At 36.6% G+C, this 17,082-nt stretch carries 16 protein-coding genes and 2 other annotated features (1 of these 18 cut by a window edge); all 16 genes read right to left on the bottom strand.

Annotated elements, in window-relative coordinates:
- Positions 1 to 37: 37 nt before the first annotated feature.
- Positions 38 to 1,327 carry a GTPase ObgE gene (gene obgE / locus AB2Q86_RS08150; protein ID WP_012581276.1) on the bottom strand — a complete coding sequence of 430 codons (1,290 nt, stop codon included), beginning with the start codon at positions 1,325 to 1,327 and terminating at the stop codon, positions 38 to 40.
- 158 nt (positions 1,328 to 1,485) lie between these two features.
- A complete protein-coding gene (gene glpK, locus AB2Q86_RS08155) occupies positions 1,486 to 2,979 on the bottom strand; it encodes a glycerol kinase GlpK (RefSeq protein WP_003730217.1) in 1,494 nt (497 codons plus the stop codon).
- A gap of 74 nt (positions 2,980 to 3,053) precedes the next feature.
- Positions 3,054 to 3,872 (bottom strand): MIP/aquaporin family protein, encoded by an 819-nt coding sequence (locus AB2Q86_RS08160; protein ID WP_003736688.1) that lies wholly within the window; start codon positions 3,870 to 3,872, stop codon positions 3,054 to 3,056.
- Between the two features lie 362 nt (positions 3,873 to 4,234).
- Entirely contained in the window at positions 4,235 to 4,525 is a 291-nt protein-coding gene (gene rpmA / locus AB2Q86_RS08165; protein WP_003726866.1) for a 50S ribosomal protein L27, read from the bottom strand.
- A gap of 13 nt (positions 4,526 to 4,538) precedes the next feature.
- Positions 4,539 to 4,856 carry a ribosomal-processing cysteine protease Prp gene (locus AB2Q86_RS08170; protein ID WP_003726867.1) on the bottom strand — a complete coding sequence of 106 codons (318 nt, stop codon included), beginning with the start codon at positions 4,854 to 4,856 and terminating at the stop codon, positions 4,539 to 4,541.
- Between the two features lie 18 nt (positions 4,857 to 4,874).
- Entirely contained in the window at positions 4,875 to 5,183 is a 309-nt protein-coding gene (gene rplU, locus AB2Q86_RS08175; protein ID WP_003726868.1) for a 50S ribosomal protein L21, read from the bottom strand.
- Positions 5,184 to 5,195: 12 nt separating this feature from the next.
- Positions 5,196 to 5,274, bottom strand: a sequence feature (ribosomal protein L21 leader region).
- A gap of 65 nt (positions 5,275 to 5,339) precedes the next feature.
- Complete coding sequence (locus tag AB2Q86_RS08180; protein WP_012581275.1) at positions 5,340 to 6,701, bottom strand: ribonuclease E/G; 1,362 nt, start codon at positions 6,699 to 6,701, stop codon at positions 5,340 to 5,342.
- 52 nt (positions 6,702 to 6,753) lie between these two features.
- Complete coding sequence (gene minD / locus AB2Q86_RS08185) at positions 6,754 to 7,554, bottom strand: septum site-determining protein MinD (protein ID WP_012581274.1); 801 nt, start codon at positions 7,552 to 7,554, stop codon at positions 6,754 to 6,756.
- Positions 7,555 to 7,556: 2 nt separating this feature from the next.
- Entirely contained in the window at positions 7,557 to 8,234 is a 678-nt protein-coding gene (gene minC / locus AB2Q86_RS08190) for a septum site-determining protein MinC (RefSeq protein WP_003730221.1), read from the bottom strand.
- A gap of 178 nt (positions 8,235 to 8,412) precedes the next feature.
- A complete protein-coding gene (gene mreD / locus AB2Q86_RS08195) occupies positions 8,413 to 8,931 on the bottom strand; it encodes a rod shape-determining protein MreD (RefSeq protein WP_012581273.1) in 519 nt (172 codons plus the stop codon).
- Positions 8,932 to 8,933: 2 nt separating this feature from the next.
- Entirely contained in the window at positions 8,934 to 9,821 is an 888-nt protein-coding gene (mreC, locus tag AB2Q86_RS08200) for a rod shape-determining protein MreC (protein ID WP_003730223.1), read from the bottom strand.
- Positions 9,822 to 9,906: 85 nt separating this feature from the next.
- Complete coding sequence (locus tag AB2Q86_RS08205) at positions 9,907 to 10,920, bottom strand: rod shape-determining protein (RefSeq protein WP_003723230.1); 1,014 nt, start codon at positions 10,918 to 10,920, stop codon at positions 9,907 to 9,909.
- A gap of 450 nt (positions 10,921 to 11,370) precedes the next feature.
- On the bottom strand, positions 11,371 to 12,045 hold the full coding sequence (gene radC, locus AB2Q86_RS08210) for a DNA repair protein RadC (RefSeq protein WP_012581272.1): 675 nt from the start codon (positions 12,043 to 12,045) through the stop codon (positions 11,371 to 11,373).
- An 11-nt stretch (positions 12,046 to 12,056) separates the two neighbouring features.
- The gene (locus AB2Q86_RS08215; RefSeq protein ID WP_012581271.1) at positions 12,057 to 12,767 is read right to left on the bottom strand and encodes an A24 family peptidase; all 711 of its coding nucleotides are present in this window, start codon (positions 12,765 to 12,767) and stop codon (positions 12,057 to 12,059) included.
- A 209-nt stretch (positions 12,768 to 12,976) separates the two neighbouring features.
- Positions 12,977 to 14,272 (bottom strand): folylpolyglutamate synthase/dihydrofolate synthase family protein, encoded by a 1,296-nt coding sequence (locus AB2Q86_RS08220; RefSeq protein ID WP_012581270.1) that lies wholly within the window; start codon positions 14,270 to 14,272, stop codon positions 12,977 to 12,979.
- A gap of 62 nt (positions 14,273 to 14,334) precedes the next feature.
- Positions 14,335 to 16,986: a valine--tRNA ligase gene (locus tag AB2Q86_RS08225; protein ID WP_041176521.1), complete on the bottom strand. Its 2,652-nt coding sequence runs from the start codon at positions 16,984 to 16,986 to the stop codon at positions 14,335 to 14,337.
- Between the two features lie 48 nt (positions 16,987 to 17,034).
- Positions 17,035 to 17,082 (bottom strand) — a binding site (T-box leader); it runs 179 nt beyond the window's last position.

The following is a 17,082-nucleotide window of genomic DNA, read 5'->3' on the forward strand; positions in this document are numbered from 1 at the left end:
AAAAAGCGTGCGCCAAATGATTGGCGCAGCACTTTGTTTAATCCATAAATTCAAATTCATAATCAAGCAAGCGAACGATATCGCCGTCTTTAGCACCACGTTTTCTAAGCGCCTCATCGACACCCATTGCACGAAGTTGACGAGCAAAACGACTAATAGATGCATCGCGTTCGAAGTTCGTCATCGTGAATAAGCGTTCAATTTTCGCACCACTTAGTACAAAAGTACCGTCTGGCTCTCTAGAGATCTCGAAGTCAGGTTCATCAGCAACATATTTGTAAAGAACTGTATCTTCGTCTTCTTGTTCCAAAATTTCATTAAGTGGAAATTCTGGAGTTGTTTCTAATTTATCCGCAATAGCAAGAAGTAATTCGCGAAGTCCCGTTTTTGTTACTGCAGAAATTGGGAATACCGGAATATCTTCAGCAATTTTTGTTTTAAATTCGTTTAAATTTTCTTCTGCATCAGGCATATCCATTTTATTAGCTACAATAATTTGTGGACGTTCCATTAGGCGCAAGTTGTACTGTTCAAGTTCATTATTGATAGCCATATAGTCTTCGTATGGAACGCGTCCTTCTGAGCCCGACATATCAATGACATGCACGATAACACGTGTTCTTTCGATATGACGTAAGAATTGATGACCTAAACCAACACCTTGACTAGCACCTTCAATTAGCCCCGGCAAATCGGCCATAACAAAGCTACGACCATCCCCTGCGTCAACCATTCCTAAGTTTGGAACAATCGTTGTAAAGTGATACGCCGCGATTTTTGGTCTCGCAGCAGAAACAACCGATAATAACGTTGATTTACCAACACTTGGGAAACCAACTAAACCTACATCTGCTAACACTTTAAGTTCTAATTGTACATTTCGTTCTTGTCCAGGTTCTCCGTTTTCAGAAAGTTCCGGAGCCGGATTTGCTGGTGTCGCAAAGCGTTTGTTACCACGTCCGCCACGTCCGGCTTTTGCAATAACCGCGCGTTGACCATGTGCGACTAAATCAGCAATAATCTCACCCGTATCAATATCTTTCACAATGGTTCCTTGTGGTACTTTGACAACTAAATCTTCTGCGCCGCGTCCATGCATACTTTTACTCATGCCATGTTCGCCGTGCTCTGCTTTAAAGATTCGTTTAAAGCGGAAATCGACCAATGTACGCAGACCTTCATCTACAACAAATACAACGTCTGCTCCTTTACCACCGTCACCGCCAGCAGGACCACCGTTTGGTACAAATTTTTCGCGACGGAATGCTACCATACCGTCCCCACCATTACCAGCTTTTACATATATCTTAACCTGATCTACAAACATAATTTTTATATTCTCCCGTTCCTTAAAAGTCTTATCTTTCATTATAACGAACAAACTATACATCTGTCACTATATTTATTTCTATTTCCAAATATTTATTTGTTTTACATAACAAAAAAGCGCCAAATGCTTTTACACATTTGGCGCATCTTAAGATATTATTTAAAGGCTTGTGCAGCTTTGACAGCTTTATGCCAACCTTCATATAAATCTTCTCTTTGTTCATCTTTCATTTCTACTTCAAAACGTTTATCTAGTTTCCAATGTTTTTTAATTTCGTTCTTGTCTTTCCAAACACCAACTGCCAGACCTGCTAAGAAAGCTGCTCCTAGTACAGTTGTTTCTTTGTTTTCTGGGCGCTCTACTGGAACACCTAGAATATCGGATTGGAATTGCATTAAGAAATTATTAGCAGAAGCCCCGCCATCCACGCGTAATGTTTTTAAGCTAATACCAGAATCTTGTTCCATTGCATAAAGTACGTCTCTTGTTTGATAGGCAAGAGATTCCAATGTTGCACGGATAAATTGTTCTTTTTCTGTACCACGAGTTAATCCAAATACAGCTCCACGAACATCTGAATCCCAGTAAGGCGCACCTAAACCAACGAACGCCGGCACTACGTACACACCGTCACTTGATTCAATTCGACTTGCATAGTTTTCAGAATCACTTGATTGACGAACCATACGCAAGCCATCACGTAACCACTGAATAGCAGAACCAGCAACGAAAATACTACCTTCAAGTGCATATTCTACTTTGCCATCAATACCCCAAGCAAGTGTCGTTAATAGACCATTTTCAGAACGTACAGCTTTTTCTCCCGTGTTCATGAGTAAGAAACAACCAGTTCCGTAAGTATTTTTCGCCATCCCTTTTTCAAAACAACCTTGTCCGAATAAAGCGGCTTGTTGGTCACCAGCAATACCTGCAACCGGAACTTCTTCGCCAAAGAAGTGATAAGGCACTGTATCTGCATACACTTCAGAGGAAGGACGAACTTCAGGTAACATTGCTCTTGGGATATTAAGCATTTTTAGAAGCTCATCATCCCATTCTAAATCATAAATATTATAAAGAAGTGTCCGAGAAGCATTGGAATAGTCGGTAATATGAGCACGACCACCAGTTAATTTCCAGACTAGCCACGTATCAATCGTTCCAAAAAGAAGTTCTCCTTTTTCAGCACGTTCTTGTGCGCCATCCACATGATCCAAAATCCAGCGAGCTTTTGTACCCGCAAAGTATGGATCGATTAAAAGACCAGTTTTAGAACGAATAGTATCTTCATAGCCATCTTTACGTAATTGTTTACAAATATCTTCAGTTTGACGAGATTGCCAAACAATCGCATTATAGATTGGATTTCCGCTTTCTTTATCCCAAATAACAGTAGTTTCACGTTGGTTTGTAATACCAATCCCCGCAATTTCTTTAGAAGAAATATTTGTTTTGAGTAATACGCCTGCAATTACAGCTAAAATCGATGCCCAGATTTCATTGGCATTATGTTCTACCCAGCCTGGCTTAGGAAAAATTTGATCAAATTCTTCTTGTGCAACGCCAATAACTTCTCCTTCTTCATCAATAATCATCGCTCTTGAACTCGTTGTTCCTTGATCCAGTGCTAAAATATATTTCTTTTCCATGTAAAATTCCTCCTCTAGTTTTAAGTACAACGAAAGCCCGAAGACTTCCGCTTAGAGCTAGTTATCATTCTAGCTTATGCTAAATCTTTTTTCTTGTCGAGTTGCATCGTTAAAATAATAATTAAAACAAATAATACTGCGAATACCCAGAACCACATTCCAAGTTCTCCGTTAATAATGGCATTATACCCTAAAGCTCCGAGTGCACCACCCATGATTGGTCCAATAACCGGAACCCATGAGTATCCCCAATCTGATCCACCTTTACCAGAAATCGGCCAAACAAAATGAGCGATTCTTGGACCAAGGTCACGAGCTGGGTTGATGGCATAACCTGTAGTTCCACCAAGAGACATCCCGATAGCTACGATTAACGCACCAACAACAAGTGGATTTAATCCATCTGAAAAGGAATTAGCACCTAGTGATAGTAATCCAAATACTAAAATAAAAGTACCTAATGCTTCACCAAAAAAGTTAGATGTAAAATGGCGAATAGCTGGCGCCGTTGCAAAAACACCTAGTTTTGTTGGTTTGTCTTCTGTTTGTTTCCAGTGTGGATAGTAATGTAACCATATTAGCGTTGCCCCGATAAATGCCCCGATAAACTGAGCAAGAATATATGGCAGCACGTAATTCCACGGGAAAGCACCTGCAAGCGCCATACCAATAGTTACAGCAGGGTTAAGATGGGCCATACTCATATATCCTGAAACATATACACCCATTGTAACACCTAGCCCCCAAGCTAAAGTAATAACGACCCAGCCGCCATTCTCCGCTTTAGATCTTTTCAGTGAAACACCTGCTACGACACCAGCACCTAAAATAATTAGGATAGCCGTACCAATAACTTCACCTAGAAATTGTGTTGCTAAACTTGTGTCAATCATCTTTTCCAACTCCTTCTTCTTGCTTATTTGTAGCACCGGAATTTTAACACTTACTAGTCCCCTTACATTCCGATTATCAATTAACTTCAAAAAAAGAATGACAATCAAAACGTAGGCACACTAGTACCCTTGCATCGTTTCGATTGTCATCTCTTCTCCTGACATGTTAATTAACTTGAGTCTATTTAATCATATCAAGAAAACGCTGTCAATCAAACGACTTGTCCTATTTTTCACAATGTCTCTTCATCTGCCTCTTTACATTTACCCCAATTCACGAGAGTTATAACCCATTTTAAAAGAAATTAATTCACAAAGATGAAAACACAAAAAAACCGTCACAAGTGACGGTTTTTTTGTGTTTAAGCTTCTTGTACTTCAGGATAAACGCTAACTTTTTTCTTGTCGCGTCCCATACGTTCGAAACGTACAACGCCGTCAGTTTTAGCGAATAAAGTATCATCGCCGCCACGTCCTACGTTAGTTCCTGGATAGATTTTAGTACCACGTTGACGGTAAAGGATAGATCCACCAGTAACAAATTGTCCGTCCGCACGTTTTGCACCTAAACGTTTTGATTCAGAGTCACGTCCGTTAGAAGTCGAACCGCCACCCTTTTTGTGCGCAAAATGTTGAATATCAAATTTTAACATGAAATTCCACCTCCTATTTGGAGTTAATTTTTATATGATCAGGATAGCTGTACGCTAATGACCTTAGTTGATTTTCCATCCCTGTAAGCAAGATTTGCACCACGTCATCTCCGACATAATCAGCAGGCACAGAATAGTAAAGGTAACCCTCCGACTCTTCTATTACAGGCTCAAAATCACGTACTTCCGAAATAGCATTCACCATTCCAAAAGCAATAGAGGAAGCTCCTGCACATACCAAATCACTGCCATGTTCGGCAAAATCGGCGTGTCCACTCATTGTAAAAGAAATTATTTGGTTGTCTTCTCGCATAACATCGACTTGAATCATTGTTTTCGTCCTTTCAAATTAAGCATTGATTGCATCAATAGTTAATTTTGTGTAAGGTTGACGATGACCTTGTTTTTTGTGGTAGTTCTTTTTCGGTTTATATTTATAAACTGTCAATTTCTTCGCACGGCCTTGTTTTTCAACTTTAGCTGTTACAGTTGCGCCTTCCACGAATGGAACGCCAACTTTAGCGGAATCTCCACCTACGAATAGAACTTTGTCAAAAGTAACAACATCACCAACTTCACCTGCTAATTTCTCAACATAGATCTCTTGGCCTGCTTCTACTTTGATTTGTTTCCCACCTGTTTCAATAATTGCGTACATACTTGCACCTCCTCATATACTAAGACTCGCCATCACAGGGGATTTACACGAAGTAAACACTTGACCCAGCTCTGTGCGGTTGTAGCTTGGTGCGCTACAAACATAACAGTAAAATGATAGCATAAGCAACCTGCCTATGTCAACCAATTGTTGATTTTAGTTCTCCACTCGGGCAATTTGATAAAACGGGACTCTTTCATCCGCCACTTCCCAATCAATTGGCGCATTGTTAAACGTATTCAAATCTAAAAATGCATCTAAAACGTCTTCTGTTGTGATAATTTGAATACTATTTGGTTCATTTTGCATAATACCAGAAAGTTCTCGTTCTAATTCAAAAGCCAGCGTCTCTTTAGATGCCACATGACCCGTCGCGTAACAAATTGGACAAGGTATCGTTGTCATTTCTAAAAATGATTGTTGCTTCTTGCGTCTTGTCAATTGTAGTAACCCTGACTGCGAAAGTGCTGCAACTTGTGTTGTAATGTATTCTTCTCTTGTTTGGCTCTCTAACGCCTCGTATAGCTCCGTGTAGCCTGCTTCTGACATTCCACCAATGAAGTCTACCAAAATCATCCCACTCATATTACGTAATCTAATTTGTCGAAGGATTTCTGGAACTGCTTTAAGATTTACCAATTCTACCGTTTTTTCTTTTACTGTAGTACCCTTGAACTTACCTGAGTTTACATCAACTACCCACATTGCCTCTGTTTTTTCAATAAATAACGAAGAACCATTACTCAAATGAACAACCGGCCGTGCTAGTCTATCCATTTGTGCTTTAATTCCCAAATCTGCAAATAAATCTGCGCTCTTTTTTAAAGTGATTTGCTGATCTGGCCATGTGGTTTCTAACATTTTTGCAAACTCAAAATCATCCGTAATAATTTCGGATGGTTTGTATCTCTCAACGAATTGCTTTGTATTAGTCAAAATCCCAGAAGCTGCTGCTAAAAGTAGTCCTGGTTTTTTGCGTTTGCTTGCTTCTTTTAATAATGCTTGGTGTTTATCTCTCGCTTGAACCAAGGCTTGTTGTAATTGTTCTTTTGTGGCAAATTCTGCATTAGATCGAATAATTAATGCTTCATTTTCTTCTACCAACGTTTCCATTATTTTTTTTAATGTGATTTTCTCTACTATTCTTTTAGAAACAGAAATGTATTCTTTACCATACAAATAAATAAGCAAATCACTAGAAAATTCTAGCACAGCGGTTAGTAACGGAAGTTTCGTTGCGCTACCTTCTCGAACAATTTGAACGGGAATTTTAGCACCTTGCGTTTTATCATAGCTTGCTGGAATATCTTTCAAATGAATGAAACCTTTGTTATTATTACCTAAATCAACAAAAGCCGCTTCCATTTTTCGGTCAATCTTTTGAATAAATCCATAATAAATATCACCAACCTGAACTTTTTCAGAAGGTCGGACAATTTCGACATCTATTAACAAATCATCTTCCATTACCGCTGCTCGCTTTTCAATAGGAGCCGCACTTACCACTAGCTTTTTCATCCAATCACCTTTTATAAAGACCCTTCATCTAAAAGATAAAGGGTCTAATTTTTTATTTTCCGCCAAAAAGTTGTTTTAAGCGCGAGAAAAATCCTGCTTTTTTCGTTTCAATCGACATTAACGGAATAGACTCTCCAAGAATACGTCGAGCAATATTACGGTAACCTTGTGAAGCACGGTTGTTTGGCAACATAGCTACTGGGTCCCCGCTATTAGAAGAACGAATAACTTCATCATCATCAATGATAATTCCAAGCAATTCAATCGATAAATGCGTAGTAATTTCATCAATATCCATTACATCACCATTCATCATCATTTGCGTACGAATTCGATTAATAATTAATTTTGGTGGCTCAATATCTTCTTTTTCAAGTAGGCCAATAATTCTATCCGCGTCACGAACTGCTGATATTTCCGGGGTTGTAACCACAATCGCTTTGTCTGCACCAGCAACCGCATTTTTATAACCAGTTTCAATTCCTGCAGGACAATCAATTAAAATAAAATCATAATCGGGACGCAATTGGTTAATTAACTCCACCATTTGTTCGCCTGAAACAGCATTTTTATCCGTTGTTTGCGCAGCTGGAAGCAAGAAAAGTAAATCATCAAAACGTTTATCTTTAATCATCGCTTGATGAATTTTACAGCGACCTTCTACCACATCCACTAAATCATAAATAATTCGATTCTCCAGACCTAAAACAACATCTAAATTGCGAAGGCCGATATCCATATCAATCAAGCACACTTTCTTACCTTGAAGAGCAAGTGCTGTCCCTAAGTTAGCAGTTGAAGTAGTTTTTCCTACTCCACCTTTCCCAGAAGTAATGACTATAGCTTCTCCCATGTTTAACGCCCTCCTTGAAAATTAGAAATTTCAGGTCTAATTTTTCTTATCTTATGTATTCCATCAATTACTATCTCACCTGCATCATTAACAAATGCAGAAAATAAATCTGTTTCAGTAACCTCTTTATAATCCTCACTATCAAAGCCATACACCTTACCGGCTATCCTAACTTGTGATGGATAAAGAAATTTCCCTGCTACAACAGCATTTTCGTTTCCTTCAAAACCAGCGTGAATAATTCCTTTAATATTACCCAGAACAAACACATTCCCATTTGAACGGATTTGTCCTCCAGGATTCACATCGCCAATTAGCAAGAAATCTCCTGGAACCTGAACAACTTGTCCAGAACGAATAATCGTTGCCATAGAAAAAATCTGATCATTTTCTTTCCATTTTTTAGCCTCATCTTTAGACATTACATTACTATAAAATGCACTAATCTTCATTTGACTATTTTTATGAATAATAGTGGATATTTCGCGCTCTTCTTCCTCTGAAAATAGACGGTTACCAATTTGAACTTGCACCTCTAATTTTTCACCAGAGTATGGGTTTTGTTTCTGATCTGCTAGCAATTGAGTTAATTCTTGTTGCAACTCAAGTATACTCGCTTTATCACTAAGAAAAATACTAATGCCATCTTTTGTGCCTTTAATTTGAACATTCTTCTTCATATACGATTTCACCCCGCAACATTTATACTCTAGCCTTTAGTATACACTAACTCAAATTAAATGATAATAAAAAAATACTTTTTTTGAAAAAAACAGCTTGAAATCGCAAACTGTGGAGATTCTCCACAGTCATACTTTTTCAAGTAATAGCGAATTCAAACTGATAAAATTACGATAGTTATTCTGATTTAACCAAACGATCGAGAAACAATCGGAATGGGAAAAAGACAACTAAAAAGAATGCCAAATTGAACAAAATGGTTGTCCATAAACGTTGATCAATAAAAACAGGAATCGTCATCGTTGTCGTACCGATCAAATAATAAAACGCATATACTAAACTTTCTGTAAGGATAATATTAAATATCGCGATTAATCCAACAAGGAGTATGTTATTTTGTAACACTTTCATAAATTTATCTGTGATATACACAGTAAAAGGAAAGATTGCAAAATAAATTCCCATCACGCCTGTATAATAAATATCAAACACTAAGCCTAGAATAAAAGCATAAACTAAAGTCGTATTTCGTTTATAAAAACAAGTCATTATCGTCAACATGATTAGTAAAAAATGCGGAATAAAAAGGTGCTTATCATTAAAAAGACCATTCGCAAACTGAAGGCTAAAAACTCCTTCTAGAATAAAGGTTCCAACCATGATTGCAGGAAGTGCAATGTTTTTCTTAACATTCATGATTATTGTCCTCCAGTCGCGTCTGAACTAGTTGCATCATCATCCGTAGTTCCTGCTTCTGCTGAACGCTTGAGCACAGTTACATGGTTTAGATCATACATGTCAGCACCTGGCTTAATAAACGCGGTTTGAGATAATCCCATTTTATCAGTTTCAACTTTTTCAATTGTACCAATAAAGATTCCTGCTGGGAATTTCCCGCCGAGTCCAGAAGTAACAACTTTCTGTCCTTTTTTAAATTTCATGTCATACGGTAATTGTTTTAATTCGAGCAGCTTAGTATCACTGTCATATCCATTGATAATTCCAAATGCGTTTTCCTCACCCTGCACTTTAGCAGAAACACGGTTTTTAACATCCGATGAAGTTAATAGTTCAACCGTAGCCGATTTAGCACCTGTTGTTGTTACTTTACCAATAAGACCGCTTGGTGTAGTAACTGCCATATCAGGTTTCACTCCATCACTTGAACCTTTGTCAATTTCTATTTGATCGTTCCAATTAGTAGGATTTCTAGAAATAACAGAGGCATTAAGCGGATCATAATCACGTATACTATCAGTGATATCAAGGCTTTCTTTTAAATCTTTATTTTCTTTTTTCAAGTCTGCAACTTCACTTTCAAGTTGTGCCAATTCTTCTAAACGTTCTTTCAGATGTTGGTTTTCAGTGTAAGTATTTTTTAAATCAACCACTCCACCAACTGCACCTGAGATAAATGAAGTAGGCTTAGCTACTAGATTTTCGCCAAATCCAACAACATCTTTCACAAATTGTTCCGGCCACGAAGCATTCTCACGATCACGTAAAGAAAAACCAACTAACGCGACAAGAACAATAATAGATATTAACAAGATAATCAAACGTTTATTGAGAAAAAATTGTGGCATAACGACACCTCATCTCGTTAGTACTCTTTTTCCATTTTTTTGAAGCTAATTCATCTTGTTATATGACATAAATGAGTGTGTCCATTTAGTTCATTTTTTTACGTTTATACATATCCATATTTTCTAAAGCTTTTCCTGTCCCAATTGCAACACAATCAAGTGGTTCGTCTGCAATAATAACAGGCATTTTAGTTTCTTCAGAAATAACCGTATCTAAATTACGTAAAAGAGCTCCCCCACCTGTTAATACAATACCTTTATCCATAATATCAGCAGATAATTCTGGTGGTGTATTTTCAAGTGTTCCTTTTACAGCATCAATAATTGCAGCTACTGTATCAGCAAGTGCCTCACTAATTTCTTCTGGTGTAATTTCAATTGTTTTAGGTAGACCAGTTACTAAATCACGTCCACGAATGCTGAATGGAGATAAATCCAAACCTTTTGGACTAGCTGAGCCGATTTCCATTTTGATAGCTTCTGCAGTACGATCACCGATTAATAGGTTATATTTTTTACGAATGTAATTAATAATAACTTCATCTAAATCATCACCGGCAGTTCTTACAGAGCGGCTAGTTACAATACCACCAAGTGAAATAACTGCAACTTCTGTAGTTCCCCCACCAATATCTACTACCATACTACCTGTTGGTTCACCAACGGGAAGGCCAGCCCCAATAGCTGCAGCAAATGGTTCTTCAATTGTAAACGCATCTTTAGCTCCTGCTTGACGAGTTGCATCAATAACAGCACGTTTTTCTACCCCTGTAATTCCAGAAGGTACACATATCATCACGCGTGGTTTACTTGCATTAACGCTCTTACCAGCTTTTTGTATGTAGTACTTCATCATTGCTGCAGTTGTATCATAATCAGCAATAACGCCGTCTTTCATTGGACGAATTGCAACAATATTTCCTGGTGTTCTACCAATCATATTTTTAGCATCGCTACCAACTGCAACTATTTCTTGCGTGTCTTTTTTCATTGCTACAACGGAAGGTTCACGAAGGACAATACCTTTTCCCTTCATATAGACAAGTGTGTTCGCTGTCCCTAAATCAATTCCAATATCTTTATTACCAAATCCAAACATCTGTATTCTCCTTTTCCTTCGTAATATTCTACAGGATACATTAAGTTTCCTTATTCGTCCATTAAATTAATGTTACCTTATCCCTTTGTGTCAATGTTTCTATTTAGACACATAAACAACCATCTTATTATAACATAAGTAAGACTAGTAGACATTAATTTTTCATGAGAAGGAAAAATTTTTAACTTTTCTTTAAAAACTATTTTTAAGTGTCGTTAAATTTATTAAGAATATACTTTTGAAAAGATAAATTTTATTTGAAAAATTCCATCAAGCAAAGAAAAATCGGAATAGTAAACATGCCAATCACTATCGAAAAAACAATGAAATTATCTTTATAAACTTTCCATCTATTTAGCACGATAAACCACCTTCGCTTTTTATTGATACTCACTTTAGCATAAGGCAGTGAAAGATGTCTGTAGATATTTTGTGAACAGTATTTCTGATTTAAAAATAACCTTTTTCTTTTAAACTAATATACTTATTTTTGCCAATGATTATATGATCCAATAAAGTTATGCCAACAATATTACCCGCTTCAGCTAATCTTTTAGTTACAAGTAAGTCTTCACTAGACGGAGCTGGGTCGCCGGATGGATGATTGTGGAAACACATTATCGATGCAGCTGATTTTCTGAGTGCTAATCTAAAAACTTCTCTAGGATGGACAATGGAAGCATTGAGCCCACCCACAAAAATAGTTTGTCGATATATTACTTGATTTTTTGTATTTAAAAATAGGCAATGAAAATGCTCTTGAAAAAGAAAAGCTAACTCAGGCATTACAAGCTTCACTGCATCTTCAGGACACCTAACAACCACTTCTTCCTGTTCTGTTACTATACTTATGCGTTTTCCTAGTTCAATTGCTGCCATTATTTTAGAAGCTTTTGCTACTCCAATTCCATTAACTAGTTGAAATTCTTCTATAGAAGCATATTGCATTTCAGCCACATTTTTGAATTTCATAATAATTCTATTGGCAATTGTCAAAACAGATTCGTTTTTAGTGCCTGTTTCGATAATTAAAGCGACTAATTCTGAAGAGGAAAGTGACTCTATCCCATAATTTAGTAATTTTTCACGAGGTTTTTCATTTTCTGATATTTCATTTGTTAACATAAGACCAGCTCCTATTTCATCAAAATACTAATCACCAAGAAGGAAGCATAAATATATGGCACAAATGGAACTTGCTTATTTTTCTTCACTCTTTTGAGTAGCAATGCAGTGAATAATATAATTGTCCCCAAAATAATTGCTAGAAAAAAGATATAATATCCTGTTTTAAAACCTAAAAAGCTACTTAAAATAATAAGTATTTTAATATCGCCAAGTCCAATCCCTTTTCGAAAGATAATAAAGAAAAGCAGGTAGAAAAAACAACTGAGTATACTTGAATAAATAAAATCTATCAAAGGCTGATTATATAAGAAGGCTAAGATAATTAGCGCACAAGAAAATACAATTAATATAGAATTAGGGACATACATATAAAAAATATCTGTAATAAAGAAAAAAGCTAAAAAATAATAAATAATACAGTACACTGAAAATGAATAAGAAAAAGCATATTGACTATATAAAAGAACTATATATATTGGTGTCACTATTTCCATTAAAAAGTAGGTCGTTGGAATCCGCTTTCCACAACACTCTGACTTTCCGCCCAAAAATAAAAAGGAACAAATGGGAATGATATGATAGAAAGCTAGCTTCTTTTGACAATAATTACACTCTGAGAAGCGGAATAAAAATGTTTTTTTCATTGGAAAGCATTCTCCTGCAACCTGAATAAAAGACATAAATATTACACTATAAATTATTAATAAAAAGTAAATCATCTGTCACCTCCTAGTTGTAAAAATAGAATAGCAGAGTTAAATTATTTTTGCACATAGCTAAAATCGTTTTTTCACACTCTAGACATAGCAAAAAACCCTATTTTCCATCTAAGAAAATAGGTTTTTTTATATATTTTAGCCTCTGAAAATCCTTTTTTAGCTATTTGTTCTTTTTTATTTCTCCAAGTATACTCGTGATATTCAAAAGATTAACGTGTGGAGGTCAGCAAATAGTTACGGACTTCTGAGATGAAATAAAGCGATCCTGTAACAAATATTTTAGCATCAGATTCGCTTTCGCCTTTATAAAGATTGTTTAAAGCTTGCTGCCAATTCGGATTCACAGAGATTCCTTCTTCTTCCCCAATTTGCAGTACTTCTTCAGTCGTCATAGCTCTAGGATAGTTAAAGGTAGTTAGTATTATTTCTGAATTGGAAATAGCCCTTAATGTAGTTAACATTTCTTGATAGTTCTTATCTGCTAAGATACTCACTACTATTTTTTTAGGTTCTGGATACATTTCGATGGAACGCGCGAATGTATTGATACCTTCTGGATTATGCGCCCCGTCCAACATTATAAATGGATTCGACATAACTTTTTCCATTCGTCCTGGCCAAAATGCTTTTTCCAATCCGTTTCTGATTGCTGACAATTCAATCGTAAAGCTAGAAAATGTATTTAAATACTGCAATACTTTAATTGCTATCGCAGCGTTATTCAATTGGTGAATACCAAGGAGCCCAATGGAAAGATCATTTATCTCTTCACCATAAATGGTTTTATAAGTAATTACCCCGTTTTTATTAACCATAGAAAAAGAATCATATAATTGAGCAACATTGGATTTATTGTTAGTCGCTATCTCAGCTATTACTTCTTGCGCCTCTTTTTGAATAGCTCCTGAAACAACTGGAACACCTGGTTTAATTATGCCAGCTTTTTCACTAGCAATTTGCTCAATGGTATCACCAAGAAATTCCATATGATCCATTCCAATTGAGGTAATAACAGAAATAAGCGGCATAAGAATATTCGTAGAGTCTAGTCTTCCACCAAGTCCCACTTCAACAATACCAATATCTATAGAAACATATTCTGCAAAACAGAGAAACATCATCGCTGTAATAATTTCAAATTCCGATGGCGGTCCATAAATAGTTTCTTCTAACTCTTCTGCTATAGGTTTAATACGATTGGCTAATGAAACAATCAGCTCATCACTAATTGGCTCACCATTTACACTAATTCTTTCATTAAAAACCTCAATATAAGGAGAAGTGAATGTTCCTGTTTTATAGCCAGCTTCTTCCAAAGCATTTCTAATAAAAGTAAGTGTAGATCCTTTTCCGTTTGTTCCCGCAATATGTACCCATTTATTCGCCTTTTCTGGATGATTTAGTTTTTCCATCATATACTCCATTCGAGCTAATCCGGGTTTTATTCCTAGGCGAAGCGTTCCGTGAATCCAATCTAAAGCTTCTTCATACGAATTCAATGTCATTATTTAAACCACCTTAAAACTGACCCTACCACTTGGTTTCATGATAAGGTCAGTTCACTTTTTTATACTTCTTTTAATGTTTCAATTCTTTCAAGTACAGAGGCTTTCTTATCTAGATAATCTTTTTCTTTTAAACGTTCTTCTGCAACTACATTCTCAGGAGCTTTACTAATGAATCGCTCATTATTCAGTTTCCCTTGTACTCTAGCTACTTCTTTGTTCCATTTTTCTAGTTCTTTTTCAAGTCGAGCAATCTCTACGTCTAAATCAATTAACGCTTCTAACGGGATGAAAATCTCTGCCCCAGATACTACAGCTGTCATCGCCGTTTTTGATGCTTCAACATCAAAGGAAATTGTCACTTGTTCAGGATTACAAAAACGTTCAATATAAGAAATATTTTGTTCTAAAATTTCTTTATAGTTATCATCCTTTGGTTTCATTTCAAGAATAATCGGTTTGCTAAGAGGAGTGTTTACTTCTGCTCGAATGTTCCGAACTGCACGAATCACTTCAACTAGTGTAGCCATTGCCGTAGAAGCTTTAGTATCAATCTGGTTTTCATTAACTTCTGGCCACTCAGAAATTGTGATGGATTCACCTTCGTGCGGTAGGTTTTGCCAAATTTCTTCCGTCACAAAAGGCATAAATGGATGAAGCAATCGCATTGTTGCATTTAAAGTATATGCAAGTACGGATCTAGTAGTTTGTTTTGCAACTTCATCTTCTCCGTATAGAGGGATTTTTGCGATTTCGATATACCAATCACAGAAATCGTCCCAAATAAAGTTGTACAATGTTCTTCCAACTTCACCAAATTCATATTTTTCACCTAGGGAGGTAACTGCTTGAATTGTTTCATTAAGTCTAGTCAATATCCACTTGTCACTAACCTCAGTCACTTTAGTCAAATCAATTTCGCTATATTTCATCCCATCTAAGTTCATTAACACAAAACGAGATGCATTCCAAATTTTATTAATAAAATTCCAAGTAGACTCTACTTTTTCATAGCTAAACTTCAAATCTTGACCCGGTGATGAACCAGTTGCAAGTGTATAACGAAGAGAATCTGCACCGTATTTGTCAATAACTTCAATTGGATCTACACCATTGCCAAGTGATTTAGACATTTTTCGTCCTTCAGAATCACGCACTAAGCCATGAATCAATGTATCTTTAAAAGGTCTTTCCCCAGTAAATTCTACAGATTGGAAAATCATTCTGGATACCCAGAAGAAGATAATATCATAACCTGTAACCAGAGTATTCGTTGGGAAGAAATGTTTGAAGTCTGGATTCTCAGTATCAGGCCAACCCATTGTAGAAAACGGCCATAAAGCGGAACTAAACCAGGTGTCTAACACATCCTCGTCTTGCTCCCATTCAGAAAGGTTTTCAGGTTCATTTTCACCAACATAAATTTCGCCGGTTTCTTTATGATACCAAGCTGGGATTCTGTGTCCCCACCATAATTGGCGCGAAATACACCAATCATGAATGTTATCCATCCATGTTTCATATGTTTTTTCAAATCTAGCTGGTACAAAATTCACTTTGTCTTCTGTTTTTTGTAGCGCTAAAGCTTCCGCAGCAAGAGGTTCCATTTTTACAAACCATTGAAGAGAAAGATATGGCTCTACTACCGCTCCTGTTCTCTCTGAATGCCCTACGGAATGCAAATGAGGCTCTTGTTTGATAAATAAACCTAAATCTTTGAAGTCTTGAATAATTTCTTTTCTAGCTACAAAGCGATCCAATCCATCATATTTTCCAGCATTTTCATTCATTGTACCATCTTCATGCATGACAATAATTCTTGGTAAGTCATGGCGATTCCCTACTTCAAAATCATTCGGATCATGTGCAGGTGTAATTTTAACTGCACCAGAGCCAAATTCTCTTTCAACATATTCATCCGCTACGATTGGGATTTCTCTGTTTAAAATAGGCAACATGATTGTTTTACCGATTAAGTGCTGATATCTTTCGTCTTTAGGATGAACCGCTACAGCTGTGTCTCCGGGTATCGTTTCAGGGCGAGTTGTAGCAACTTCTAAGTAACCAGAACCGTCAGTAAGCGGATATTTCAAATGATAGAAGCTGCCTTCAATATCTTTGTGGATTACTTCAATATCCGATAAAGCTGTTTTCGCTTCTGGATCCCAGTTGATTATATATTGGCCTCGGTAAATTAGGCCCTTATTGTATAATGTTACGAATACTTTCTTGACAGCATCAGATAAACCGTCATCAAGAGTAAAGCGTTCTCTGGAGTAATCTAAGCCAAGACCTAGCTTTTCCCATTGTTCGCGAATAAACTCAGCGTATTCTTCTTTCCATTCCCAAGTCTTATCCACAAATTTTTCGCGTCCTAAGTCATAGCGAGAAATGTTTTCTTCTTTTAATTTTGCTTCTACTTTAGCCTGAGTTGCAATTCCAGCATGGTCCATACCTGGTAAATACAAAGTATCAAACCCTTGCATCCGTTTCATCCGAGTAATAATATCTTGTAAAGTAGTATCCCATGCATGACCTAAGTGAAGTTTCCCTGTTACGTTTGGGGGCGGAATAACGATACTGTATGGTTCTTTATCTGTATTCCCTTCCGCTTTGAAAAATTCTTTTTCTAGCCACCATTTATATTTACCAGCTTCTACATTACTCGGCTCGTATTTTGTAGGCATATTTATTTCATTGTGTTCGGTTGTCATCATGATTCCTCCTTTTTTAAGCAAAATAAAAAACTCTTCTCATCCTTGTAAAAGGACGAAAAGAGTATTATTCGCGGTACCACCTTTTTACCTACA

This window comes from Listeria monocytogenes, from assembly GCF_041765605.1.
Lineage (GTDB): Bacteria > Bacillota > Bacilli > Lactobacillales > Listeriaceae > Listeria > Listeria monocytogenes_D.

Bases quoted from the DNA above. Each gene is read 5' to 3' on its own strand.
- radC (WP_012581272.1), bottom strand. From the start codon at position 12,045: ATGTTAACAAATGAAATATCAGAAAATGAAAAACCTCGTGAAAAATTA.
- AB2Q86_RS08205 (WP_003723230.1), bottom strand. From the start codon at position 10,920: ATGTTTGGATTTGGTAATAAAGATATTGGAATTGATTTAGGGACAGCG.
- rplU (WP_003726868.1), bottom strand. From the start codon at position 5,183: ATGTACGCAATTATTGAAACAGGTGGGAAACAAATCAAAGTAGAAGCA.
- mreD (WP_012581273.1), bottom strand. From the start codon at position 8,931: ATGAATGTTAAGAAAAACATTGCACTTCCTGCAATCATGGTTGGAACC.
- obgE (WP_012581276.1), bottom strand. From the start codon at position 1,327: ATGTTTGTAGATCAGGTTAAGATATATGTAAAAGCTGGTAATGGTGGG.
- AB2Q86_RS08170 (WP_003726867.1), bottom strand. From the start codon at position 4,856: ATGATTCAAGTCGATGTTATGCGAGAAGACAACCAAATAATTTCTTTT.
- minC (WP_003730221.1), bottom strand. From the start codon at position 8,234: ATGAAGAAGAATGTTCAAATTAAAGGCACAAAAGATGGCATTAGTATT.
- rpmA (WP_003726866.1), bottom strand. From the start codon at position 4,525: ATGTTAAAATTTGATATTCAACATTTTGCGCACAAAAAGGGTGGCGGT.
- minD (WP_012581274.1), bottom strand. From the start codon at position 7,554: ATGGGAGAAGCTATAGTCATTACTTCTGGGAAAGGTGGAGTAGGAAAA.
- mreC (WP_003730223.1), bottom strand. From the start codon at position 9,821: ATGCCACAATTTTTTCTCAATAAACGTTTGATTATCTTGTTAATATCT.
- AB2Q86_RS08215 (WP_012581271.1), bottom strand. From the start codon at position 12,767: ATGATTTACTTTTTATTAATAATTTATAGTGTAATATTTATGTCTTTT.
- AB2Q86_RS08220 (WP_012581270.1), bottom strand. From the start codon at position 14,272: ATGACATTGAATTCGTATGAAGAAGCTTTAGATTGGATTCACGGAACG.
- AB2Q86_RS08225 (WP_041176521.1), bottom strand. From the start codon at position 16,986: ATGACAACCGAACACAATGAAATAAATATGCCTACAAAATACGAGCCG.
- AB2Q86_RS08180 (WP_012581275.1), bottom strand. From the start codon at position 6,701: ATGAAAAAGCTAGTGGTAAGTGCGGCTCCTATTGAAAAGCGAGCAGCG.
- AB2Q86_RS08160 (WP_003736688.1), bottom strand. From the start codon at position 3,872: ATGATTGACACAAGTTTAGCAACACAATTTCTAGGTGAAGTTATTGGT.
- glpK (WP_003730217.1), bottom strand. From the start codon at position 2,979: ATGGAAAAGAAATATATTTTAGCACTGGATCAAGGAACAACGAGTTCA.